Consider the following 24,635-nt stretch of genomic DNA (forward strand, 5'->3'; position numbering starts at 1 on the left):
GAGGCTGATTGATATAGCGAGATTCCGACAACCCATCCCGAGAAGGCGCCATGGCGAAGCAGCTCCAGGTTCCTTTCACCACAAAGCTTCCACACCCCGTGTATTTCCGGGCGGCGAGCCTGCCCGCGGCGACGACCTACCCCCAGCATCGTCACCCCTGGGGTGAGTTCGTCTACGCCTTCAGCGGCGTGATGGAGCTCAAGCTGGCGGGCAGCCACTACCTCGCGCCACCGCAGTACGGCATCTGGCTGCCGCCCGACGTCGAGCACCGGGGCATGAACCGCTTCGAGGCGAGCCACTGCTCGCTCTATCTGGCGCCCGAGTGGTGCCGGAGCCTGCCCAAGGCGGCGTGCGCGATGGCGGTGAGCCCCCTGATGAAGTCCCTGCTGGAGCACCTGCGCGGCCATGAGCTGGCGCAGCCACGCACCAGCGCGGAGCGCCGGCTGTTCCGGGTGCTCATCGACCAACTCACGCTGGCGCCCGCCCATGGGAGCTATCTGCCCATGTCCGATGACCCGCTCCTGGAGCCGGTGCTCACGGCGCTCGAACAACACCCGGAGGATGAACGCTCCCTGGCCGAATGGGCCCAGGCGCTGCACACCACCGAGCGCACGCTGGAGCGACGCTGCCAGCAGCACCTGGGGCTGTCGTTCAGCGAGTGGCGACAGCGGCTGCGCGTGGTCAAGGCGCTCGCGATGCTGGAGCAGGGACACGCGGTGGAGGCCATCGCGCTCGACCTGGGCTACAGCAGCGCCTCCGCCTTCATCGCGATGTTCCGGAGAATGACGGGCACCACGCCGGACAAGGTCCGCGGCCATGGCTTCGTGGCGTCATAAAACGAGGGCCGCGCCCCCCTTGGAATGGGCGCGGCCCTCTCGTGCCACATCAACGCGCTTGGAGCACTACTCGCAGTTGCCCTCGCTCAGGTACGCCAGCAGCGACGCCGCCTCCCCCGAGGCAGGCGTCGCGCTGACGAGGCACTGGCCTTGGGAGACCACCACCTGCGTGTCGTTCGCGGCGAGCAGCAGCTCGCCCGTCACCAACTGCAACCCGCCCTTGAAGCCCGTGGAGGCGTTGGCGGGCACCGCGCGCAGGCTCGGAGCCCCGTTGCCACCGCTCAGCCGCAGCCGGTAGGACGCATCCTCATACGCCGAGGGAATCTCCAACGAGGGGTCCGCCTTGAGCGGCGCCAGGTAGAAGCGCGTCACCAGGTCGAACTCCGGCTGCACCTTCAGCAGCGGCGCGCCGTCCGCCCCGCTCGACAGCGTCGCGGAGAAGTGCCGGCCGGACTGCGCATTGAGGTCCAGCGTGAAGAGCGTGTCGTCTCCCAGGCGCAGGTGGCTCTGAGCGTCTCCCAGCCCCACGCGCTCCAGCGCGAAGTCCGTCTGGCCCTCCGTCGCGGTGAACGCGTACGAAAGGCCCGCCAGCGACAGCGTCCAGTCCTTGCCACGCAGCCCGGGCGCGGTGCCCATGTAAGGCAGGCGCAGCTCCGTGGCGTTCAGGTCCAGCGAGATACGCGCGCGGTTCGCGGCGCCGTCCGCTTCGAACTCCACCAGCGGCTCGGCCCGCGCGGACGAGAACGCGAAGGTGCCGTCGGGCAGCGCCATCTCCAGGCGCAGCGCATCGAGGATGGAGGTGCTGAAGACCCAGTGCTGCGCACCCGCCTCCGTCACCTTGAACTCCACCTGCCCCACCATCACCGCCGGAAGGAACGCCTCCATGCCGGAAGCGAGTTGCGCCACCGCGCCCTTCAGTCCGCCCAGGTCCACCACGAACGAGGCGACCTGCGGCAGGAAGCGCAGCGACATCGGCTCGACGCGGTTCGGGCCGATGAGCAGCTCCAGCTCCAGGGAGTCGTTGCCCAGGCTCGTGGCCCGAATGCGCAGCTCGGCCGCGTCAACGGCCTGCACACAGCCCTCGTCCGGGCGAGAGGCGCCATCGGTGCAGACCTCGCTGCCCTTCAAGCGGAAGAGGAGCGTCTTGCCATCCGACGACTCGACGTTGGCCTCGGTGAAGATGCGCTCACGCAGGAACCGCGCCAGTTGATCCGCCTGCGCGTCCGTGGTCTCCGGAGCGAAGAGCGACGTGCCCTCCGCGCCCACGGGAAACTCCGGGACAGGCACGCCTTCGAAACCCGCGCCGAGCGAAGACAGCGCGCCGCCCAGGCCATTGAGCGACGACAGGTTGCTCGTCGTCCGCATGCTGGCGCTGACACCCTTCAACATCTGCGCGGAGCGCGTGGCCGCGACGTCAGCGACCTTCCTCGCGTCGACGGACTCCTCGTTGTCACAGCCGGTGGAGACGAATGCGAAGGCGGCGACGGCGGCAAGCCAGGGCCTTGAGTTCCACATGGTGCTCTGCTCCTTGGACAGCGAGTCGACAGGCGTCCGGGCTTAGCAACGCTCACGCCAACTCAGAGCCCTTGTGATTCCAAGGATTTCGAACACCCCTATGGCCCCGAAGTCGGGCCCACCCTGACATGGATGTCATGAGCAGGCCCGGCCGGGGATTCCACGGCGGAGCGGAGCTACTCGGCGCGGACCCAGTACTGCGTGCGGCCCAGCAGGGACATGCCGACGTAGCCGCGGACCTTCAGCTTCTTGCCCCCGTCCTCGACGGCGAGCTTGCACTTGTAGGTCTTCCCGTTGGCCGGGTCGAGGATGTTGCCGCCGGACCACTCGTCATCATCCTTCTTCAGGTCGCGCAGGATGGTCATCCCGATGATGGGCTGGTCCTTCAACGACCCCTGGCACTTGTCGCAGAGCGGGTTCTGCTCTTCATTGGGCTCGCGGAACAGCTTCTCGATCTTCCCGAACAGCTTCCCGTTCTCCTCGTAGATGGCGATGACGGACTTGGGCTTCTTCGTCTCGTCATCAATCGTCGTCCACCGACCCACGGCGGCATTCGCGGCAGCGGGGGCCTTGTCCTCTGCCAGGGCGCTCGACGCCAACAGCAGGGACAGGGAAGCGAGTCCAAACCAGCGGGATGCATTCATGTTTCGAAGTCCTTCTGCACGGGGCTCACGTTGGATGAAGCCTGGATTCGAGCCGCCTCATCACGTCGTTTCTACTCCAGCCCCTGCCCGGCACACACCCGTTCATGGCGCACTGTGCCGGACATGACCGTGCCGCTTCGCGTCATGGCCAGACAAAGCCAGCTCACGATGTCCAAAGTCAGTCCTCGCGGCAGCCCCTGTTCGAATCAGCGACGGACGCGGAGAACCTGGAATCCCACGCCCGCGCTCCCGAAGCCGTTGGCGTCCTCCACGCGCACCACCAGCTCTCCTGAAGGCAGCGCCCCCCAGACGTCCGCACGTGCCAGGTCAGCCCCCGGCATCCGCTCGTACCGGCGGACCTCCTGCCAGGACACCCCGTCCGCGCTGAGGAAGAGTCGCGCGGACACGTCGCCAGCCGCGTGGACGTCTCCCTCACCGGACCAGGCGGTGCCCATCACCCACCCGCCTCCAGGCACCGGCGCGAGCGAAGACGCGGGGCCCGGCAGTGACATCAACGTGCTCAGCGCTCCCGCCGGAGACAGGGTCTGCAGCTTGGGCTGCTCCGGCATGAACAGCGTCGACTGGCCGAACAGAAACGCTCCGCTCGAATGAACCACGCCTGCGACTGCGTTCGCCCCGTAGCCACGCAGCAGCGACGTCCAGGTCGCACCACCATCCACGGAGCGCAGCACCGCCGCCTGCGCCGCATTGCTCCCCAGGCTCGCCCACAGCGCGCCCGTCCCCGGCTCCACCGCCACTGCGTAGCCCTGACGGTGCTCCGTGAGCGTGGAGCGCACGGACCAGGTCGCCCCACCATCCGTGCTGGCCCAGAGCCGGAGCGGCACGGCGGACGAGGTGGCCGTCTGGGTCTCGAGGAAGAACCACGTGCCTCCCCATCGAGCGAAGCTTCGCGGACCGTGCGCGCGGAAGCTTCCCAGGCGCACCTTGTTTCCCCACGTCATCCCGCCATCCGTGGAGCGCTGGAGGAAGTACACCCCGCTGTCACTGGCCACCGCCAGGAGCACCCCCGGCTCCATCGCCACCAGCGTCCACAGATTGCCGCCCCCCTGCCCTCGCGCGGAGAAGGTGACGCCACCGTCCGTGCTCGCCATCAGCCGCGACCGCGGGCCTCCCGCGAGAAGGGCGTACACAGTCCCTGCGCCATCCACCGCGAGCAGCTCATGCGTGGCATTGGAACGCACGAGGTCCAGCCCCATCGTCCCAGGCTCCGGCTCGGGTTCCGGCTCTGGCTCCGGCCCTGGGGGCGGCTCGTTGGAGAGGACGAGCGACACGCGCGACACGGTGCCTCGTGAATTCGCGTCCACCGCGTCACCGTAGAGACACGGCACCTCACTGCTCCCCGCTGGCAGGACATCCACCGCGTTGAGGTAACCCTTGAACGTCGCGTCACCATCGAGCGTCACGGCGTCCCCCAGGTCGCCATTCTCGCCCACCGTGCGCATGCGCAATTCGTAGTTCGTGTTGAGCGTGCGCACGCGGTTGTAGAAGACATACAGCGTGTCACCCATGCGGGTGATGGCCGGCTGGGTCGCCCAGTCCGAGCTGCTCTCCACCAGCACGCGCGAGCCGAACCCGCTGCCGTCGAACCGCCGGTAGTAGAGCTTCTCCGCCTCGTCCTTGTAGACCAGGTGCATGCCGCCACGCCCGTCCGCCACCGCGCTCAGCGCCGCGCCGTGATAGACGCCGTCGGAGAACGCCTGACGCACGGCGCCCCAGGCGCCCACCGGGTCCGCGTCCGAGCGAATGCGCATGCGCGCCGGTTCCCATCCATCATGCATGCCATACAGGAAGACGAGCTGCGTCCCCACGCTGAGCAGCCGTCCCCCACCCCGCCGACGAACCGTGTCCAGGACCTGCTCCGAACCGAAGCGCAGCCCTCCATCCACGGACACGGACACCACCGCAGTTGACCCGCCGTCGCGCTCCAGCCGGAAGGCCTGCACCCACAACCGCCCATTCGAGTCCCGCGCCAGCAAGGCCCGCGAATAGCCCGTGCTGGCAGCCGCGTCGAACACCCGCACCGCGGGCTCTGGCGCCCAGGTATTCGCTCCGGGCTGATACCGCCACCATTGAAAGTAGACGTCATGCTGGCTCGAAGCCGCCAACTGGGGGCCTTCGTAGGAATAGACAAGCGCCACGTCCTGGCCCACGGCCAAGAGCTCCGCCCGGTCCGCGTGCGCGGCATTCGGCTGGATGTCTCCCACCCGCCGCACCGTGCGCAGCGCGTCCTCGGAGCGATAAAGCACCAACCCCCTTCCCTCCACACCTCCATGCTGAATGGCCACCAGCCACGTCGGAGGTCGATTGTCCCCGGTCTCGATGCGAACGATGTGTCGCTGCGCTGGGAGCGTCAGGGCATTGCCCCCGCTCACCGGTACCAACTCCGAGCCGCTCGCCGCCACGACCACGGCCAACACGAACCCCACCAGCCCCGTCATCAACAACCTCCCTGGACATCCCACGCCGAAGCTGAGCGTGGGAGCGCACGAAGGGAAGAAGGCCCTTGCCCTGCGAACGACTCCACCCACGGAAGTGAACGGGAGACCTGCCCCACCGAGCACGCGTTCTTCGCGATTCTCCGTGCGGGTCGACGACTTGCTCTAATAGCGTGGAAGGTCAACTGCTCGAATCACCGAGGGGGAACATCACGTGACTGAAACAAACCATTCCGCGCAGGCGCAGCTCGCCGCGCTGCAAGCCTCCGCACGCGAGACACGGCTCACGTTCTACCGCACGCTGGGAGAGGTCTCCGAACCCAACGCCTTTCCAGACGACGAGGAGCGATGGTCCGTGGGGGTCCCCTGGCGGACCATCACCCTGGGGGACTTCACCTGGTTCGTCACCGATGGCCTGTCCGATCCACGCGGCGTGGAGCCCCTCCAGCCCTCCGCGTCGCACGCGACGGAGCTCTTCATCGAAATGCCGACCCACCTCACCCTCGCCCCCCTGATGGGCACCCGCTGGGCCGTTGAAGCCCTGATGAAGGCAGCCCGGTTCGTGTCCCTCCGCCCGCTCCCGCGCGGCGCGACCTGCGCCGTCAGCCTGGAGCCCCAACGACTGCCGGACGACTGCACGGATTTCACGGCGGGAGCCATTGCATTGGTAGGACTCACGTTCCACGAAGCCTCCACGGATTTCGAACTCGCCGCGGGTCCTGCGTGCCTCCGCCCCGTCACGCTTCTCTCAGCGGGTGAGACGGTGCTCGTACGAGAAAGTTCGAACCAGGAGGCCTGGGCGCATGACCTCATCCAGCGGTTTCATGCGCAGCTCGACCGCGACGTGAGGGGGACTCCTGCCTGGCGCAAACGGGTGTGGGACCGCACGGGCGGCGACGCGCTGCCCGCACGCGTGCCCTTCACTCCCACGGAAGAATTCGAGGAGCCCCCCTTCGAAAACCAGATCCACGACTGGCTCAACAAGGAGCGTGCCGTTGCGAAGTCGAGGGTCACCGAATCCTTGAAAGGACGTTCGTAGCGCACGATTCCGCCGCGAGTCGCTGTGTTGGCCGCTGCGCTGCGGCACGGGGGGAGCGGCATTGCAAAGGCATACGCCGCATGCTTCGCTGCCAGCGCCTGGGATTGCTCATGGGGAGGGCGCGCAGTCGCGGCTGGCGTTCCCAGGCGGCAACGTCCACCACCTGTCGTCCTTTGAAAGGGAAGTCCCGATGCGGAAGCTATCCATGGCGTTGATCGCCGGTGTCGCCCTCGCGGGCTGCGGTGTCGATCCGGAGGCCGAAAACCAGGAGATTGTCTCCAACCTCATCCAGGCCGGGTTTCCGGCCAACGACATCATGATTGTCGATGGTGCCGTCTATGTGGGCCGTGACGCTCACGTAACGCTCGATGCGTCGCGCGAGATGATCCAAACCCCCGAAGAGAGCACCGAGCAGTACCACACGACGAACCTCGTCGGCACGAGCGTGACGAAGATCTGCGTCAACCCCACCGCCGCGTTCAACGCCTACCCTCGACTGAGCGAAGGGCTCGACCTGGCCATCGCCAATTACAATGAGCAGGGACTGCGGCTCACCTTCTCGCGGGGTCCCTCCACGGACTGCACCGCGAACATCATCGCGCAGACCACGACGGGCACCGGCGGCTCCGCGGGGTTCCCCTCGAACGGGCAGCCCTATGGAATCATCAACATTGGCACGGGCCTGGACAGCTACAGCGCGGACGTGAATGAACACGTCATCACCCACGAGCTGGGCCACGCCATCGGGTTCCGCCACTCCGACTACTACAACCGCAGCATCAGTTGTAACATCGGCGGCGATGAGGGTGAGGCGGGCGTGGGCGCCATCCACATCCCGGGGACGCCGACCACGGCCACCGTTGGCGGTTCCGTCATGAACTCCTGCTTCCGCTCCACGGAGACGGGCGAATGGACGGCCACCGACATCACCGCGCTGAACTTCCTCTACGGCGGTGGCGGCGGAGTCCAGAGCTGTTCGAGCTACAGCTTCACGTCCTACCGGGGGCAGAACGGGAGGCAGATCACGTGCAGTTGCACGACCCTCGGAGGCGGGGCCGTGTGGGGGACTGACCTCTACACGGATGACTCGGCTGTTTGCACCGCGGCGGTGCACGCGGGAGCCATCCCCGCTTCGGGCGGTACGGTGACGGTCACCATCCAGCCGGGACAGAACAGCTACACGGGCTCGACGCGGAACGGCGTCACCACCAGCTCCTACGGCGCCTGGTCGGGCAGCATCTCCTTCGTGGGGCAGACGCCGCCTCCGCCCAGTTGCTCGACCTACAGCTTCACGTCGTACCGCGGGCAGAACGGGACGAAGATTCCATGCACCTGCGGGGCGGTGAGCAGCGGGGCCGTGTGGGGCACGGACATCTACACCGATGACTCCAACGCGTGCGTCGCCGCGGTGCACGCGGGAGTGATTCCCTCCTCGGGAGGCCGGGTGGTCGTCACCATCGCGCCGGGCCAGAGCAGCTACACCGCGTCGACGCGGAACGGCATCACGACGTACAGCTATGGGGCCTGGTCTGGGAGCATCACGCTCGGACTGAGGTAGCCGCGCCGCGAACACGTCCCTCCGGGCTGTCACGCCCGGAGGGACACGCGACGCGCCGCGGACGCCTACTTACGGACGAGCAGGTAGTTCGCCCCACCCGAGTACCAGATGCCATCGCGACCATTCGAATGGCGAGACTTGTACCGGGCGACGATTCGCCACGTGTACTGATTCACCGGGACCGCGTAGCACTCCATCTTGATGAAGGCATTGTCTCCCTCGGAGCCGTGCTCCTCGAACCCCATGTCGCTGGGCGACACGTGGAGGGCCCAGTCGTTGACGGTGCCGTTGGGGACGGTGACATAAGCATCGTGCCGGACCGCTCCGCCTTGTGCATTCTGCGCGAGGCTTTCCTTCGCATAGAGACAAGACACCAGCGCGAACACAGCCAGGAACGAGAGACGGGACGTGTGGGGCATAGGACCTCCGGGGGCATGGGACGGGAGCGAAACGCGCCCGCCCCACGAAAACCCTCACACACTCCCAATGCCGCCCCAATGACCCGGGAAGCGGAGACAACCTTTCAATCCCTCATCATCAGGATGAAGCCATCCCATCTGCTTAGAACAAGATTCACAGACAGTGAGGCAGCGCGGCCTCCGACACGCCCTGCTGGAATCAAAACCGCGAAGCGTCCCCTCTTCGCTCGAGCCAGCCAACCGCCTCCGTGTAACTCTGGCCCTCGACGACATGGATGGCCTTGACGACGCCGATGAGCCCGAACTTCGAGTCCCGCATCTCGGTCAGCGCCTCATCCAAGGACAATCCGCGAGCCCGCAACTCCCGCAAGACCTCGATGGCCTTCTCTGAAGGTTTCATGCACCTCTCCCGTGAGTCACCCGCGGGCGCCCCAGATGCCCTCCGGCCGATGAGGCGCTCGGCAACGGGGGCGCAGCCACGCCCCGTCCCCCGCACGCAGACGTAGGCAGCGGCCTGACATTGCCCCACCTTCAAGCGGCAGCCAGGCAGGCCCAGGGCGTCCCGCGCTCTTTTTTCGGACCGACCGATGATTTTCGCCGGCCAGGGCGGTCTCACCCTCAAAACCGCTTGAAGGAGCCCCCATGACCGCGACGACCCAGACCGAACTCCAGCAGTCCCTCCCCGCCACCCGCCTCCAGTCCGGCTCGGGGTCCACCTCCAAGAAGGCCCTGTGGACGGGGCGAGTCCTGAGCGGCATCGCCGTCCTCTTCCTGCTGTTCGATGCCACGGGGAAGCTGCTCCAGATTCCGGAGGCACAGCAGGGGACCGTGGAGCTCGGCTACCCGGTCAGCGTGCTCTTTGGCCTGGGCGTTGTTCAGATGGTGTGCCTGGGCCTGTACCTCCTTCCGCGAACCGCCGTGCTGGGGGCCATCCTGTGGACGGGCTATCTCGGCGGTGCTGTCGCCACCCATGTCCGGGTCGACAACCCGCTCTTCACCCACCTGCTCTTCCCCGTCTATGTCGCGACCCTGCTCTGGCTGGGGCTCTGGCTGCGCGATGAGCGGCTCCGCACCCTCCTTCCGCTGCGCAACGCGAAGTAACGCGCGCCAGGCATGAGCCACGCCCCTGGCGCCACACCGACGCGCCCGGGCGTCCCGGTTGGCGCGAAGCGGCGCGGCCTCCAAGCCGGGAACGGACAGCGAAGTCAGCGTGTGGACGACGAGCACGGCGCCTGGCTATCCGCCATTCTGGATTTGAGGCTACGTTCGCGCCCTCATGACAGGGAGTTCCACATGCATCGCTTTGCCGTGGTGGTAGCGCTCCTGGGGCTGTCCGCGTGTGGTGGTACGGATGCCGTGGTGCAACGAGACGCCCCGCTGAACGAGGTGGAGCAGGAGTCGCTCTGTAGCGGGCACGCCTGGGAGTGCTTCTGTGCCAAACAGAAGACCGAGGCCACGTGCAACCAGGCCACCACCGGCAACTGGCACTGCGTCTGGACGACGAACCGCTGCCTGCCCACCTACGAGTAGCGCCGCGCGCCGGAGGGAAGACCCGGGCCCGCGAAGAAAGTGTGTCCGTAGGCCAAGGAACCCCGCGTTGGGCCCGACGCGCACTCGCACTCCGGGTTGAAGCTGGGCCGCCAGGCGAGCAGGCCCATCATTCCGCCCCGTCCCTGCCGTTATCGCCTACGCTGCCCGCCGTTTTCGAAAGGCCGGTGTGCGTCGCATGGGTGGTCGTGTCCTCTCGCCAGTTCTCCTCGTCGGTGCCGGAACGGGGGAGGCCACGTGCGGCATCCTGTACCTGGCGGGCTACCTCCGGCGCGGCGGCATCGAGGCGTTCGTTCGCCTGTACGACGGGGATGAGACCGAAGCGGAGGTGACGCGCACCTTCGAGAGCCTCCTGCGCCGCGTGCGCCCGAAGCTCGTGGGCATCAGCCTCAAGTGGTTCCACCACGTGGACCGCGCGCTGCTCATCGCGCGGACGATTCGGCGGCTGGACCCCACCATCCGCGTCGTCGTGGGAGGCAACTCCGCGTCGTACTGGTGGAAGGAGCTGAGCGGGTACGACAGCATCGACCACGTCGTGCTGGGCGACGGCGAGGTGCCCCTGCTGGCGCTCTGCAATGGCGAGGAGGCGCCGCCCAACGTCGTGACGCGAACTCCCGACGGCCGTCCGCGCCGGCTGCCGCTGGCGTACGTGCAGCGCGCCACCAACTCGGACGACATCTACTACTCGCACTTCAACGACATCTTCCTCAGCCAGATGGACCTGCACTCGTTCTCTGGCTGGGTCGCGCCCGGCAAGGGCTGCGGGGAGAACTGCCTGTATTGCGGTGGGGCACGCGGCAACCAGAAGGCGGACTTCGGGCGCGCGAAGCCCTTCCTGCGGGCCGAAGAGTACGTCCGCCGCGACCACCAGGAGATCGCCAGCAGCACGTGGCAGATGCGCTACGACTTCGCGGGCAGCACCGCCGGATTCCTGAGCGGCACCTGGGCGGGCGTGGACCTCTCCCACCACTGCTGCACGTACTTCCTGTGGGGCGTGCCCAAGGTGGAGCTGGTGGCGGCCCTGGCCGCGACGTTCCAGCGCGTCTACATGGTCATCGACATCGGCTGCTTCTCCGAACAGCAGCGGCTGGAGCAGATGGGCCGGGGCCTGCTCAAGCCCTGCGCGAAGGACCGCGAGCTGCTGGAGGTCATCGACGCGAGCCGCAAGTACCCCAACCTGGACATCGAAATCTCCGGCATTGGAGGTCTGCCCTTCGCGAGCAAGGCCACCCTGGCGGAGGAGCTGCGGCTCGTGGAGCGCATCATCGGACTGGACTGCGTGGTGGGCTACCAGCGGCTGGAGGCACAGCCCGGGGCGCTGGTGACGGAGCACCCCGCGCGCTTCGACATGGAGACCGAGGCGAAGACGTTCGCGGAGTTCCTCGACTACTTCGAGCGCCGCGAGCCCGGTGACGTGTCCGTGCCAATGATTCGCTTCCGCGACGCGGGCCTGGAAGCGGCGGTCCAACAGACCTCCGACCAGGTGGACGCGATGGCCTGGAAGCACCGCGACGAACGAAAGAGCGTCGCCGTCCACGGCAAGACGCGGCTGCGCAACACCGCCCCCTGGACTCAGCGTTTCACCTTGGGCGACTGGCTCGGCAGTCACCGCGCCCCCGCGAAGTTCGCGGGCGAGGCAGTGACGGTCCTGCGCTCGGTGGATGGCATCACCATGAGCTGCGCCCCCTCCGTCAGCCCGAATCGGTTCTCCGACCCCACGCTCATGCAGGGCGAGGACGGCGCCATCCTGCTGGCCGCCCTGGCCGCCTTCGAGCACCCGACGACGGTCTCCAGCGCGGTGTCGAAGCTCGGTGCGAAGGCCCGGCTCGACCCGCATTCGGCGCGGGAGGTCATCGACCATCTGGTGGACGGGCGCTTCCTCCAACCGGCGTAGTCCTCCGCACCGCACCGGGCGGCTTCACGCAACTTCACGAGCCCCCCGCGGAGCGGGCGCTTATGGAAGCCGGAAGGGAGGTGCCCATGGCATCCGCGAAGGCCGTGCTGGGAAGCGTCTTGGGTCGGTTCCTCTTCACCGACAGCCGTGTCACCCAGGTTCACGAACGCTCGCGCGCCTTCCGCCAGCTTGACTGTGCGGGCCCCGCGCTCAAGGGCCAGGCCTGGACCCCGGGCGACAAGGTGCAGGTCTACCTGCCAGGGCTGGGCATGCGCACGTACACCCCTTTGTCCTGGGACGAGGAACGCGGCGCCACCTCCTTCCTCGTGTACCTGCATGGCGACAGCCCGGGCGCGAAGTGGGGCCGCGAGGTGAAGGCGGGCGACGCCGTCTCCTTCTTCGGGCCCCGGCGCTCGCTGGCCCTGGAGACCGGAGACGCGCCGGTGGTGCTGTTCGGTGACGAGACGTCCTTCGCGGTGGCCTACGCCTTCCGGACCGCGGCGCGGCGGGACGTCACCTCCGTCTTCGAGGTGACAGAGCCCGGCGCCTGCGCCCCCGTCCTCCGCGAACTGGGTATCGAAGGTCAGGTCGTGACGCGCGAGCCTGGAGACGCCCACCTGGCCCACCTGTACGACCGTCTTCGGGATGCGCTGCGAGCGAAGCCCGGGGCCGTGCTGGTGATGACGGGCCGGGCCCAATCCATCCAGGCCTTGCGTGCTCGCCTGCGCGGCGATGGCGACCGTGCCACCCCGAAGGTGAAGGCCTACTGGTCGGTGGGCAAGACGGGGCTGGACTGAGTCCTCGCTCGGCGGGCAGCGGCGAAAAAATCGGCCGGAAAAGGCCATGTCACACGCGGCCCGGGCTGCGTCGTCCTGAGATTGAACGCAGGCACTTCCGCCCTGCACGACGCACAGGAGCCGCCCATGAAGCCCCGGATGAACCCGTTCGCTGTCGCCCCCGATGCGATGAAGTTGACCCTCGACTACAGCCAGAAGGTCCTGGAGCTGGGCCTGGAGAAGAGCCTCCAGGAGTTGGTGAAGATCCGCGCCTCCCAGATGAACGGCTGCGCGTTCTGCATCCACATGCACACCCGGGATGCCCGCGCGCATGGAGAGACCGAGGAGCGCATCTACCTGCTGGACGGCTGGCGCGAGTCGCCCCTGTACACCGAGCGCGAACGGGCGGCCCTCGCCTGGACGGAGGCCCTGACGCACGTTTCCCAGACGCATGCGCCCGATGAGGACTACGCTGCCCTGACGCCGCATTTCTCGGAGCAGGAGATTGCGCACCTCACCCTGCTCATCGGCGTGATCAACATCTGGAACCGCATCTCCGTGGGGTACCGCAGCATCCACCCTGTCACGGCTCCCCGCACCGAGGCCGCCTGAGTTGAATCCCGCTGACGCCTTTGACCCGCTGCGCCCCCGGCTGCTCCGCATCGCCTACCGGATGCTGGGCATCGTCGCCGAGGCCGAAGACGTGGTGCAGGAGGCGTATTTGCGCTGGCACCAGACCGACCGCGCCGCCGTGCGCGACGCCGAGGCCGTGCTCGTCCGCACGGTGACGCGGTTGAGCCTGGATGTCCTGAAGTCCGCCCGCGTGCGCCGCGAGGAGTACGTGGGCACGTGGCTTCCGGAGCCCATCGTCGACGCGGTGGAGGGGGATGATTTGACGCTGACCCTGATGATGGCCCTGGAGCGGCTGTCTCCCCTGGAGCGGGCTGCCTTCCTGCTGCACGACGTGTTCGGCATGGACTTCGAGGAGGTGGCCAAGGCCATCGACCGGGACCCCGCCGCGTGTCGCCAGCTCGCCAGCCGCGCCCGGGCCCATGTGCGCGAGGCCCGGCCCCGCTTCCCCGTGTCGGAAGCCCAAGGACGGGAGCTGGCTTCCGCCTTCTACGCGGCGTCCCGAGGCGGAGACCTGCGGGCGCTTCAGGGGCTCCTCGCCCAGGACGTCGTCGTGTATTCGGATGGCGGCGGGAAGACCAAAGCCGCCCTCAATCCCATCTACGGCCGGGAGAAGACGCTGCGCCTGTTCGAGGGCCTGCTGCGCATGCTGGAGGAGAACTACTCGCAGTTGGTACACGAGGGCTTCGTCGACGGTCTGCCCGCGTTCGTCACGCTGGAGAAGGACGGCACGCTGCAGACCACCGCCCTGGGCATCGAGGATGGACAGGTCGTCGCCATCTACGTCACCCGCAACCCCGACAAGCTCCATGCGGTCCGCGGGCTGGTGAAGGACAAGCTGCCAACGTGATTGGCGGCCCGGAGGCCGGCAACGGTCCGCCTCGAAGCGTCAGAACCGGTGAACGGCCGTCAGGCGGACGACGGGATGGAGCGACTCCGACCTCTGAACGGTGCGCTCGGGCTCCGAAAGCAGACACCAGGCGAAGAGCGTACAGGCCGCGGAGCGCGGCATCACCGTCTCCTGCCGGAGGTGGCTGTAACCCGCGCCGCCGGACAGTGCGATGTGCCATTGGCGCCCCACCTGCTGCGAATAGCCAATCAGCCCGCTGACGGAAGCACGGCGCATGGACACATCGTCACCTCCGTCGATGAGCGTGCCATCACCTTGGAGCGCCAGGAACGGTCCCTGGAAGGGCCTCCCCGTCAGATAGAGACGGCCACCCGCTTGAAGCCCCGTCGCTCTCAGGTTCATTCCCACGTGGCCGCCCGCGAACACGGAGAGGAAACGCGACAGCGGTTGCTCGATGTCCACGATGAAGGCCATCGATTCGGATGAGACGGAATCCAGCGAGAGCGAGTGAACGCCCAGCGCCGCGGCACTGCTCAATCGCTGGGTGCTGGCAGGGGCAGCGGGCCGGGACGTCACAGGCCTCTCTTCGTGAGCATGCACGAGCAGCGGCGCGAACAAGAGTCCCGCCAATGCACAGATGCGAAGGTCGCCGTGGTTCATGCGTCATCCCTCAATCAACGGGCATGCCAGGGCGAAGCCCCTGAAAAGACGGCGGCCCGAATCCACGGCTGTGCACCCACCTGCACACCTGCGAACGCCCCTACGCGCATCCCTGCCCCGCCGACAGGCCAACCCGTCGAGGGGAGCCCCACGCTCTCCATGTCTCCAGCCTCGGACGTCAAGCGACACACCCCGTGCTCGGCGACCAGCAACTCCTGCTCCCGGAGCGCCTGGGTCAGCTCCTCGCAGAAGAAGGGATGCCCCTCGGATTTGCGGAGGATGAATGCCGCCAATGCGTCTTGGACACGCTCCACGCCCAGCCGGGCACAGACGAGCTCGCGGACCTCCTCTCCTGACAGCAGCGCAAGAGAGAGCCACTGGGTGGAGGCCATTTCACGGAGGCGTTCGAGCGCGAGCGGAGGCTGCTCCGGAATGGGACGCAGCGTCAGCACCAGTGAGCCCGCCGGAGCGTCACTGACGAGGCGACGCACCAGCTCCCATGACGCGGAGTCCATCCAATGACAGTCCTCCAGGACGATGATGGAAGCCCCCTCCTCGCGCAGCAGCCGCGGCAGCGAACGTGGCCGTGGCGCGGCCACCGCCGTCACCTTCGCCATGCCAGAAGGGCCGACGTGGCCCTGCGCCTCGGAGCCGAGCAACTGCCAGGAAGGTGAAGACACCCACACTTCACCCGGCGCGGCGGCTTTCTCCAGGCCCCCCAACTGCGTGAAGGGCTCGCCGCGAACGAGCACCTGCCCCCGCCCCTGGTGTCCTCCCACCAGCAGCACCTGAACGTCCCCGTGGCCCACCACCACGCGAAGCGACAGCGCTGCCGCCTGGAAGAAGGCCTCCTTCGCCAGTGACTGAAGTGCCAGACCACAGGCCACCGCGCGCTTCACCGAAGCAGCCAGCCCCCCTTCGGCCTCGTCGGCTTCGGGCCAGAGCGCCAGCAGCGCGTCGCCTGGGAAGTGCAAGGTGTCGCCCCCATGCGTGGAGACGAGCTGCACCATGGGAGAAAAGAGCCGTTCGAGCAGGCGGGACAACTCCTCGGCGCCGACCGAACCTTTCTGAGCCAACCGCTCTGTCAGCGCTGTAAACCCAGACACATCCGCGAACAGCACGGCGCCGCGAAAGCATTCGGACGCCTCCGCCGTGAGCGCATGAGCGAAACGCTGTGCTCGGCGCGCCAGGAAGTCCGGCACGCATCGCGGAAACAGGGCAGCGGTTTCTTCCATGCCACCTAGCGTGGAAACCAGGTGCCTCCACTATAGGACGTCCGCCAGGTCGGGCGGTGGAGTGAAAGGAAAAGCCCAATCCCTGGCATGGCCCCAGGCGAATGAGGCCCTCGTGACCCATGCGGCGTTGGAAGCAGATGCGTCCCTCCCGATGCTAGGCTCCCCTGTGAGGGGGCGTCCTTCACATCCATGAACTTGTTACTCGCCGAGCTCGAGGGCCCTCCTTCCACCTTGACGTAGCTCTGAGCGCCATGAACGAACAATTGATGGAGAAGAAGGCAGAGACCGAGCAGCGCATTGACGACGCATTGACGCGACTGGGGGAGGTCGCTGGGAAGGGGCAACCGTTTTCACTGCTGTTGGCACCGAGCGACGAAGAACTCGATGCAGCGGTGACGGCCGAGCATGCGTGGGCACACGGCCAGCTCTATTCGACGGTGATGCAGTACCTCGAGCAGTTGGTCGCGAATCTTTCGAAGATGCCCAAAGCAGTGGGCCGGGCCGTCTCCGAAGCCGCGCCCCAACGCGTGGTGCGGTTCTCCATCGACAGCTTCGATGGTGGCATCTCGACGGGACAGGTCTACTTCAACGGGGGCCGCCTCGACCTCGTGTTCCGCGTCGACGCACTGAAGACGAATCAGGCCGGATGGAGTGACGTCGGTCTCGACGTGCGCGATGCCCTGGCGCGTATCGGCAAGTCTCCATCGGACGACGAGCCCGAGCCGGAGAGCGCGCCCGCTGAGCCGGAGAGCGCGCTCGCTGAGCCGGAGAGCGCGCCCGCTGAGTCGGAGAGCGCGCCCGTTGAGCCGGAAGCCGCGCGGGAGGAGGCCGTCTCAGCCCCCGAAGCCGCGCCCGCGCCGTCGGACGGGCCCACCGAAGCAATCGACAAGCACCTTGCCGCGCTCGGGGAGTTCATTGGCGACGGCGTGAAGTGGCGTTATGCGTGGGCCACCGACGCGGCGACGATGGACGCGGAAGTCACGAGCCACTCGAGCGACCTGAAGGGCACGCTGCTCAATACGCTCGAGGCGTTTCTCGGACACATCGTCGACAACGTGCGGTCGCATTCGACGCCGGAAGACCTCGCGTTCGCGGCGCCCTCTCGCACGCTCGTTTTCGAGTTCGTCGACATTGACGACTGCCCCCGCCAGTACCTCGGTGTGTTCCAGGCCGTCATCAAAGGCGAACAGCTCTATTTCGTGGGCCCGGCGATGGACTTCAACACCTGGGGCTCGCGCGGTCGATTGGGCCGAGACCTCGAGAAGGCCGTCCAGGCGGCACGGGGCGAAAGCGGCCCCACCGAGAGTGAACGCAGGCTCGCGGAATCCCTCGCGGCCATCGCGGGCAGCAGTTCAGGAGGCGGCAGCAACGACGACGGGGCAGCAGCGGCGTCATCACACACCGGCAAGCCGTGCCGCGCATGTGACGGTACGGGCCTTGGCACCTGCAACGGGTGTCACGGCAAGGGCGGTCGCTGCAACTACTGTCAAGGCAGCGGTCGCAGCAAGGCCAAGTGTCCGAGCTGCCGCGGCGCAAGCCCCCGGTAACGCCGGAGTGAAGACGGGCCTCGCGAAGCTCTTGCCCGAGCATGCGGGCCCGCGCTCCGCGAGGCGCCCTCGGCGGTCCCCGAGGCGTGATATGCGGGTGCGTCGCCCGCTCACGCCATGCCCCAGTTTCTCGTCCTCCCCGACGGCCGCCGTATCTCCTTGGACAAGCCCGTCGTCTCCGTGGGCTCCGACGCCACGTGTGACGCCGTGCTCATTGCTCCCGGCGTGAAGCCGAGCCACGCGCTGTTGTTTCGCGACGCGCGTGGCTGGAGCGTGTCCCCCGCGGGCAAGGGCTGTGACATCAAGGTGAGAGGTCGGCGCGTGGACCTGGCGCCGTTGGAATCCGGCGACCGGTTCCGCGTGGGCACGGTGGAGGTGGAGTTCAGCGAGGCGGAATCGCCCGTCTTGGGAGCAGAGGTGGCGGTGCCTCCCAGGAACAGCGACGGCCGGCTGGTGGCGGTGCTGGGGGAGCTCTCCGCGCGGCTGCTGGTGCAGCGGCCCCCGATGGAGCTGCTGGAGGTGGCGATGCGCGGACTCGCCGACGTCGTGGGCGCGGACGTGGGGTTCCTCGTCGCCGCGGACTCCCGGGAGGGAGCTCGGCGCGTCCTGTGCGCCACCGGCGCGAAGCCCGACACGGCGGTGGTGGACAGCCTCGTGGACCGGGTGCTGACGTCGGGGGCTCCGGTGCGCGTGGGGAACGTGGAGGCGGACGCGGCGCTGGCCAGGGCCCCCAGCATGGAAGCCCTGCGGCTGGGCTCCGCGCTGGTGGTGCCATTGCGCGTGGAGCAGGTGCCGCTGTCCGTGGTGTACCTGGGGCGGAGGCTGGGCGCTCCGGCCTTCTCCTCGGTGGCGCTGGAAGAAGCCATGGCGCTCTGCGCGCTGACGACGCTGCTCCTGTCGACCCGGCGCGAATTGACGGAGCTGCGCGCCCAGGTGGAGGGCCTCACCCGCCGCATCGAAGCGGCGACGTTCGAAGGGCTCATCGGCGAGTCCCCTTCCATGAGAGCCCTGTACCGGCAAGTGGAGCGGCTGGGGCCCACGCCGCTCAACGTCCTCATTCAAGGCGAGACGGGGACGGGCAAGGAGCTGGTGGCGAGAGCGCTCCACCGGCGCAGCGGGCGTCGTGGCCGGCTGGTGGCCATCAATTGCGCGGCCCTGCCGGAGAACCTCATCGAGCGCGAGCTGTTTGGCCATGCACGGGGCGCGTTCACCGGCGCGGGCGCGGAGCGGGCGGGCCTGGTGGAAGCCGCCGACGGGGGCACCCTCTTCCTGGATGAGATTGGAGACATGCCCCTGTCGCTCCAGACGCGGCTGCTGCGCGTGGTCCAGGAGCGCGAGGTCACCCGGCTGGGCGAACACCAGCCGCGCAAGGTGGACGTCCGCGTGGTGTCCGCGACCCACGTGGCCCTGGAAGCGGCGGTCGCGCGGGGCACCTTCCGCTCCGACCTGCGCTTCCGACTGGAAGAAGTGCGCGTGGAGGTGCCGCCCCTGCGAGAACGGGATGAGGACGTGCTGCTCATCGCCCACCATGTGCTGACGCAGGAGGCGCGCAAGGCGCGAGGCTTCACGCAGAAGGCGACTGAAGCCCTGCGCGGACACCCCTTCCCCGGCAACGTGCGGGAGCTGGTGTCGCGCGTGCGCCGCGCGGCGGTGCTGGCAACGGATGAGCTGTTGCGCCCCGAGGACCTGGAGCTGGGCGGCGACACCGCCCCCATGATTCCCCTGGAGGAGGCGCGGGAAGCGTTTGTCCAGCGCTACGTGCGGGAGGCGATTGCCCGCTGCGGCGGCAGCAAGAAGGACGCGGCGGCGGCGCTGGGCATCGGTCTCCGCTCCCTGTTTCGATACCTCGGCGAGGGGGACTGACACGCCGCCTCCTCTGGGGCGCCCGTCCGCGTGCCAGTCCTGGCACGTTTCCCCCCGCGGTCCCCGCTCGGAGGGCCCGGGGCGGAATGCAACCCCGTGAAATCGGGGCGATTCGATGTCTCGCGAGGCTTGGGCACGCACGTTGCTCATGTGTCGCCCGTCGCACGCTGGCGGAGAGCCGTCACGGTGCGGATGAACCTCATGGAGACGACAATGAAGCATCTGGTGATGGGTTTGTTCCTGGCGCTCACGGCCATCGGTTGCGGCAGCACGACGGACAACGACGATGAGGGGCCCGACAGGAATCCCAGCGAGCAGGAGGCGGGGCTGTGCAGCACGAGCAAGCCGTGTCCCTCCGGGCAGTTCTGCTTCAACGGCTTGTGTGCCCTCGGCTGTCAGTCGAACGCGAACTGCGCGGAGGACCAGTACTGCGACACCGAGGACACGGCCACGCTCGTCTCCTACTGCAAGAACAAGCAGGTGGCGACCTGCACCTCCAACAGCCAGTGCTTGAGCAACCAGATTTGCATCGAGGGCCTGTGCAGCCTGGCGCCTCCGGCCAACCCGCCCTCCTGCGACCCGAACACCAGCGACTTCAAGGATGGTTGCGACACTTATTCGGTGTGCCTGGACCCGGATGACGACGGCGCGCAGCGGCCGTACTGCGCCAGCTTCGCGCCGTGCCCCGAGGACGGCGTGTGCCCCACGGGCCTGGGCGGCGCGGTGTGCAACAACGGCCTGCTGCCCAACAAGGGCCGCTTCTGCATGCAGGGCCTCTGCACGGAGAACTCGAACTGCCCCTCCTCGTGGAGCTGCGTGAAGCCCTTCACCGGCTCGGTCCTCGGGTTCTGCAGCCCGGGTGCGCTCGGATTCCCGTGCACGGAGAACGCTCACTGCCAGAGCGGCCAGTGCTTCTCCATGCCGGGCACCATGGGCGCCTGCATGTAGCGGCTGAAGGCGGCCCCGTGCGCCCTTTCTGGGGGCACGGGGCCTCCCTCGTTGTTGGGGGGTGCTCTTGAAGCGCCCCTCCGCCTAGAGTCGCCCGGGCCTTGGTGATGCGCCGATTCTTCCTGCTCTCGTTGTTGCCCGCGCTGGTGCTGCTCGTCGCGCCGGGCTGTCCGCTCGACATCCGAGTTCGCTGTGACGAGCCCGGGGACTGCCCCCAGGACTTCGTCTGCGTACGCGGGGACTGCGAGCCCGCGACCCCTGAGCGGATCGGCGCGGCCTGTGACACGGCGGCCCACTGCGGTCCGGGGCTCACGTGCGGCACGGGGTTTCCGGGCGGGTATTGCCTGCTGGCGTGCTCCGAGGCGACGCCCTGCCCCCAGGGAAGCGTGTGCGCGACGGAGCTGGGACAGTGCCTTCGGACGTGTGGCGAGACATGTACCCGGCCGGGGTACGGCTGTGGGCCGGTGCCCAATGCGTCCGGCCCCCTGAGGGCCTGTGTCCCAGTGACAACGCCGCCGGATGGCGGCTGCACGGATGCGGGGTGCGAGATACCGGATGGCGGCTGCACCGGCGCTGGCTGCGAGGGGCCCGATGGCGGCTGCACCGGCGCGGAATGCGAAGGGCCCGATGGCGGCTGCACCGGCGCGGAATGCGAAGGGCCCGATGGCGGCTGCACGGGCCAGGGATGCGAAACGCCGGATGGAGGGTGCTCCGGCGAAGGATGCGAGGCGCCGGACGCTGGCTGCTCGGGGTCCGGCTGCGAAACACCGGACGGAGGATGTTCGGGCCTGGAATGCGAATCGCCGGATGCAGGCTGCTCAGGCCCGAGCTGCGAACCACCGGACGCGGGCTGCTCAGGCCCGGGCTGCGAGTCGCCGGACGCGGGCTGCTCAGGCCCGGGCTGCGAGTCGCCGGACGCGGGATGCACGGGCACGGGTTGTGGGCAGCCGGACGCGGGATGCGCGAGCACGGTGCCGGTGGGAGGCGCGTGCACGCGGCCCTGCGAGTGCGCAGACGCCGCGGCGGCCTGTGTCAGTGGGACCTGCACGCTGACCTGCTCGACGGACTTCACGTGCCGCGACGGGCGGCGGTGCACAGATGGTCAGTGTGTCGTCGGGGCCCGAATCGGAGAGCCGTGTCGAGACACCTTCGATTGCCCCGACTTCGCCTCCTGCCCCAGGGAGCGGATGCGGTGCGAGGAACGGTGCAACCCAGGTTCGGGCCTCTGCGAAGCGGGGTACCAATGCGCTCCAGACTCGGTGTGCGTGCAGGCGTGCTCGGGGTCCCCGGCCTCGGTGGGAGATGACTGCGAGAACTCGCTGGATTGCTCGCCCTGTAGCGTCTGCCTGACGTCAGGGGCGGCACTGCGGTGCCGGCAGCCCTGCCGGCTGGACCGGGACTGCCCTGGAGGGGCGGCAGGCTCCTGCGAACAGGTGGGCAGCACGAGGGCCTGTCGGCTGTAGCTGGAATCTGCCGAGTTGCTCACCGGACCGCGCTCCCGGAGAATGCCCGGGTGATGACGGGTGAAGTGCTTGCGGGCCGCTACCGACTCGAACGGGAGTTGGGGCGTGGGGGAATGGCGACGGTCTTCCTGGCAATGGACCTGCGGCTGTCTCGCCCGGTGGCACTGAAGCGGATGCATCCAGGAGGCGGCTCGGGACGCGCGGAGCGCTTCCGGCGTGAAGCCGAACTGGCCGCCTCGCTCCATCATCCCAATGTCCTGGAGGTCCACGACTACGGCGAGGACGAGGCGCATGGCCCATTCCTCGTCTGCGAGTGGGTGCGCGGCGAGGACCTCCGCGCGCTGGCGGGGAAGCTCTCCCCCGTGCCGCCCGAAGCGGTGCTGGTGCTGGGCTGGGAGCTGGCCCGGGCGCTGTCCGCGGCGCACGCCCGAGGCATCGTCCACCGCGACGTGAAGCCCGACAACGTGTTGGTGGCGGAGGGCGGCCCGCTGAAGCTGGCGGACTTTGGCCTCGCCGCGCTGGAGGACCAGGAGCGACTCACGAGCACCGGCGCGGTAACGGGCTCCCTGGCGTACATGGCGCCCGAGCGCATCGACACGGGCGCGTACTCGCCCGCCTCGGATGTGTACGCGGTGGGAGTCATCCTGTACGAGCTGTGCTCGGGCACCACGCCGCACGCGGGCAAGGGCGCGGCGCACCTGGTCGCGGCGGTGATGACCAAGGACGCGCCGCCGCTGACGGAGGTGGCACCGGGGACGCCCGAGCCGCTGTCGACACTGGTTGCCAGGTGCCTCGCGAGGGATGCGCGGGACAGACCGCGCGACGGGGCCGAGCTGGCAGCGGCGCTGGAGGCGCTGCTTCAGCGGGAGGCCGGCCCACCGGCGGACGTGACACGGGAGTTCCTGAGGGCCCCGGTGGCCCGTGCAGCCCACTGGCGTCGCGCACGCTTCGAGCGGCTGCTGGAGGAAGGACGCGGACTGCTGGCGCGCGGCGAGGGGGCTCGGGCCGCCAAGGTGCTCAACGCCGCGCTGGCACTGGAGCCCACGTCCTCCGAGGTGGTCGCGCTGTTGCGTGAACGGCCGAGGCGTTCTGGCTGGAAGGCTGGCGCTGTGGGTGCGGGGCTCGCGCTCTGCGCGGCGACGGCCTGGGCATGGTGGAGCACAAGCGCCGAAGACGCAGGGACGCCGCGTGGCACGGAGTTCCCGACAGGGATGACGGCCTCCGTTGACGGCGCATCTCCTGGCGAACGGCCGACAACGCCCTCGGCACCGGAGCCATCTGCCCCCGCCACGAGCCCTGGCCTGATGGAGGATGCAGGGGCACCGGCGACTTCCGAGGGAAGTGAGACACCCAAGTCAGCCGCGACGTTGCCGCCGGCAGAACAAACGACAACCCGTGACACGGAGAAGCCAGCCCGGCCATCCGCGTCGAGTGGGCGTTCAGGAGTCCTGGACCCCACGAAGCGGGCAGCAGCCTCCGCCCCACCCCGGCGGTCCGAGGGAAACGAGCCTCCAGGGGCATCGGGGCCTACGGCATCGGCGCCCGGGCCAGACGCGGCGCCTACTGTGGCCGCGCGTCCCGCCCTGATGAAGGTGACAGCGCGTCCGTGGGCGGAGGTGTTCGTGAACGGCACGAGCCACGGCTACACGCCTCGCGTTCGTGAAATCTCGCTGCCAGCGGGGACGCACCGGCTGCGCTTCGTCAATCCCTTGTGTGACGAGGTCGAGCAAGTGGTGACGCTGACCGCAGGAGAGACGGCGACGCGCGACGTGGTGCTGTCGCCACGCAAAGCGGAGGTACTCATCCGCGCGCCCGCGGGTGCACGGCTCTTCGTGGATGGCCGAGAGGTGGGCGTCGCGCCCCTCTCCGGTCCGGTGGTGGTCGAGCATGGGAGACACACGGTGACGGCACGCCGCGCGGGCGCGCCTCCCTTGCAACGAGAGGTGGATGTGGTCGCGGGTCGTCGGCTCGAAGTGGCGCTGGACGTGACGCCATGATGGGCGCTGCGTTGATGATGTGGATGCTCGCGGCGTCCCCGCTCGACGGGGCGCGCAGCGCCTACCAATCCGGCGAGTTGCCCAAGGCTCGCGCCGAATTGGAGTCCCTGCTCTACCCGCTGCGGCTCGACGGCGACGTGTTGGAAGCGGAGGCGCACCTGTTGCTCGCGGCCACCTACCACGCCCAGGAAGAGCTGGCCCGCGCGGAAGATGAGGTGGTGCGAGGACTCGCCGTTCACGGCGGCACAGTGCTGGACCCGCTGCTCTATCCGCCGGACTTCCTCGCGTTCGTCGAGAGAGCGCGCGCCCAGCACCCGGCACGCATCGAGGAACTGCGCGCCGAGCGGCGGCCTCGGCTGTTCCCGCCGCCCACCCCGCTCCGCGCGGAAGCGGCCCCCAACGCCCCGGTAATGACCCGTGCCTGGTACCTGGTGCCTCTGGGTGTGGGGCACTTCAAGCACGGGCGCTCGGGGATGGGCACCGTGATGGCGGTGACGCAGGGGCTGGGCCTCGCGACGGCGGGCATCTCCCTGGGAACGGCTCTTTCGATGCGCGGGCCAGACGGCCGCTATAGCGCGCGCGACGAGGGCAAGGCGCGCACGCTCAACGTGACGTACCTGGTAGGGGCCTATGCCTTCGCGGTGGCCTATGCGTATGGCGTCCTGGATGGCACGGTGTTGACGTCTGCCCAGCCGGTCATCCCGCGAATTGAACAGCGGGGGGCATTTCGTTCGTGCCTTCGGGCAAGCGCGTGACC

The 24,635-nt window shown here is 68.4% G+C and carries 22 protein-coding genes; 15 read left to right on the forward strand and 7 right to left on the reverse strand.

Going from position 1 to position 24,635, the window contains the following annotated elements:
* Positions 1-50 precede the first annotated feature (50 nt).
* On the forward strand, positions 51-836 hold the full coding sequence (locus A176_RS23455; RefSeq protein WP_002636365.1) for an AraC family transcriptional regulator: 786 nt from the start codon (positions 51-53) through the stop codon (positions 834-836).
* Between the two features lie 66 nt (positions 837-902).
* Here the strand turns inward: A176_RS23455 and A176_RS23460 are convergent, their stop codons facing one another.
* The 3 genes from A176_RS23460 to A176_RS23470 form a co-directional block, all read right to left on the reverse strand.
* Positions 903-2,351, reverse strand: coding sequence for a hypothetical protein (locus tag A176_RS23460; protein WP_002636366.1), 1,449 nt, complete (start codon positions 2,349-2,351; stop codon positions 903-905).
* 176 nt (positions 2,352-2,527) lie between these two features.
* On the reverse strand, positions 2,528-2,995 hold the full coding sequence (locus tag A176_RS23465; RefSeq protein WP_002636367.1) for a DUF2147 domain-containing protein: 468 nt from the start codon (positions 2,993-2,995) through the stop codon (positions 2,528-2,530).
* 206 nt (positions 2,996-3,201) lie between these two features.
* Positions 3,202-5,454 carry a WD40/YVTN/BNR-like repeat-containing protein gene (locus tag A176_RS23470; protein ID WP_044890734.1) on the reverse strand — a complete coding sequence of 751 codons (2,253 nt, stop codon included), beginning with the start codon at positions 5,452-5,454 and terminating at the stop codon, positions 3,202-3,204.
* A gap of 211 nt (positions 5,455-5,665) precedes the next feature.
* Between A176_RS23470 and A176_RS23475 the strand changes: the two genes are divergently transcribed.
* Positions 5,666-6,490: a hypothetical protein gene (locus tag A176_RS23475; protein ID WP_002636370.1), complete on the forward strand. Its 825-nt coding sequence runs from the start codon at positions 5,666-5,668 to the stop codon at positions 6,488-6,490.
* A gap of 190 nt (positions 6,491-6,680) precedes the next feature.
* Entirely contained in the window at positions 6,681-8,048 is a 1,368-nt protein-coding gene (locus A176_RS40970; protein WP_044890733.1) for a M57 family metalloprotease, read from the forward strand.
* Positions 8,049-8,113: 65 nt separating this feature from the next.
* On the opposite strand, the gene A176_RS23485 is transcribed toward A176_RS40970, so the two are convergent.
* Positions 8,114-8,467, reverse strand: coding sequence for a hypothetical protein (locus tag A176_RS23485; protein WP_002636372.1), 354 nt, complete (start codon positions 8,465-8,467; stop codon positions 8,114-8,116).
* A gap of 199 nt (positions 8,468-8,666) precedes the next feature.
* Positions 8,667-8,867: a hypothetical protein gene (locus A176_RS23490; protein WP_002636373.1), complete on the reverse strand. Its 201-nt coding sequence runs from the start codon at positions 8,865-8,867 to the stop codon at positions 8,667-8,669.
* A 242-nt stretch (positions 8,868-9,109) separates the two neighbouring features.
* Here A176_RS23490 and A176_RS23495 point away from each other — a divergent pair, with 242 nt between their 5' ends.
* From A176_RS23495 to A176_RS23520, 6 genes are all read left to right on the forward strand, one after another.
* The gene (locus A176_RS23495) at positions 9,110-9,568 is read left to right on the forward strand and encodes a DoxX family protein (RefSeq protein ID WP_002636374.1); all 459 of its coding nucleotides are present in this window, start codon (positions 9,110-9,112) and stop codon (positions 9,566-9,568) included.
* Positions 9,569-9,760: 192 nt separating this feature from the next.
* The gene (locus A176_RS23500) at positions 9,761-9,997 is read left to right on the forward strand and encodes a hypothetical protein (protein ID WP_002636375.1); all 237 of its coding nucleotides are present in this window, start codon (positions 9,761-9,763) and stop codon (positions 9,995-9,997) included.
* Positions 9,998-10,193: 196 nt separating this feature from the next.
* Positions 10,194-11,909, forward strand: coding sequence for a B12-binding domain-containing radical SAM protein (locus A176_RS23505; protein WP_002636376.1), 1,716 nt, complete (start codon positions 10,194-10,196; stop codon positions 11,907-11,909).
* A gap of 86 nt (positions 11,910-11,995) precedes the next feature.
* Positions 11,996-12,706 carry a siderophore-interacting protein gene (locus tag A176_RS23510; RefSeq protein ID WP_002636377.1) on the forward strand — a complete coding sequence of 237 codons (711 nt, stop codon included), beginning with the start codon at positions 11,996-11,998 and terminating at the stop codon, positions 12,704-12,706.
* Positions 12,707-12,832: 126 nt separating this feature from the next.
* A complete protein-coding gene (locus A176_RS23515) occupies positions 12,833-13,297 on the forward strand; it encodes a carboxymuconolactone decarboxylase family protein (RefSeq protein WP_002636378.1) in 465 nt (154 codons plus the stop codon).
* Position 13,298: 1 nt separating this feature from the next.
* On the forward strand, positions 13,299-14,165 hold the full coding sequence (locus tag A176_RS23520; RefSeq protein ID WP_002636379.1) for a sigma-70 family RNA polymerase sigma factor: 867 nt from the start codon (positions 13,299-13,301) through the stop codon (positions 14,163-14,165).
* A 39-nt stretch (positions 14,166-14,204) separates the two neighbouring features.
* Here the strand turns inward: A176_RS23520 and A176_RS23525 are convergent, their stop codons facing one another.
* Together A176_RS23525 and A176_RS23530 are read right to left on the reverse strand one after the other, a co-directional pair.
* Positions 14,205-14,825, reverse strand: a complete 621-nt coding sequence (locus tag A176_RS23525) for a hypothetical protein (RefSeq protein ID WP_002636380.1) — start codon at positions 14,823-14,825, stop codon at positions 14,205-14,207.
* 14 nt (positions 14,826-14,839) lie between these two features.
* On the reverse strand, positions 14,840-16,060 hold the full coding sequence (locus A176_RS23530; protein WP_082282804.1) for an adenylate/guanylate cyclase domain-containing protein: 1,221 nt from the start codon (positions 16,058-16,060) through the stop codon (positions 14,840-14,842).
* Between the two features lie 263 nt (positions 16,061-16,323).
* On the opposite strand from A176_RS23530, the gene A176_RS23535 reads away from it, so the two are divergent.
* The 6 genes from A176_RS23535 (at position 16,324) to A176_RS23555 (ending at position 24,633) form a co-directional block, all read left to right on the forward strand.
* A complete protein-coding gene (locus tag A176_RS23535; RefSeq protein WP_144429588.1) occupies positions 16,324-17,607 on the forward strand; it encodes a hypothetical protein in 1,284 nt (427 codons plus the stop codon).
* Between the two features lie 117 nt (positions 17,608-17,724).
* Positions 17,725-19,470: a sigma 54-interacting transcriptional regulator gene (locus tag A176_RS23540; protein ID WP_021781506.1), complete on the forward strand. Its 1,746-nt coding sequence runs from the start codon at positions 17,725-17,727 to the stop codon at positions 19,468-19,470.
* A gap of 213 nt (positions 19,471-19,683) precedes the next feature.
* Positions 19,684-20,418 (forward strand): Dickkopf N-terminal cysteine-rich domain-containing protein, encoded by a 735-nt coding sequence (locus tag A176_RS23545; protein WP_226993966.1) that lies wholly within the window; start codon positions 19,684-19,686, stop codon positions 20,416-20,418.
* A 107-nt stretch (positions 20,419-20,525) separates the two neighbouring features.
* Complete coding sequence (locus A176_RS41255; protein WP_420811439.1) at positions 20,526-21,881, forward strand: DUF7107 domain-containing protein; 1,356 nt, start codon at positions 20,526-20,528, stop codon at positions 21,879-21,881.
* A gap of 53 nt (positions 21,882-21,934) precedes the next feature.
* Positions 21,935-23,878: a serine/threonine-protein kinase gene (locus A176_RS23550; RefSeq protein ID WP_193409874.1), complete on the forward strand. Its 1,944-nt coding sequence runs from the start codon at positions 21,935-21,937 to the stop codon at positions 23,876-23,878.
* Complete coding sequence (locus tag A176_RS23555) at positions 23,875-24,633, forward strand: hypothetical protein (protein WP_049872364.1); 759 nt, start codon at positions 23,875-23,877, stop codon at positions 24,631-24,633. The genes A176_RS23550 and A176_RS23555 overlap by 4 nt, the downstream gene beginning before the upstream one ends.
* Positions 24,634-24,635 lie beyond the last annotated feature (2 nt).

This window comes from Myxococcus hansupus (assembly GCF_000280925.3).
Taxonomy (GTDB): Bacteria; Myxococcota; Myxococcia; order Myxococcales; family Myxococcaceae; genus Myxococcus; species Myxococcus hansupus.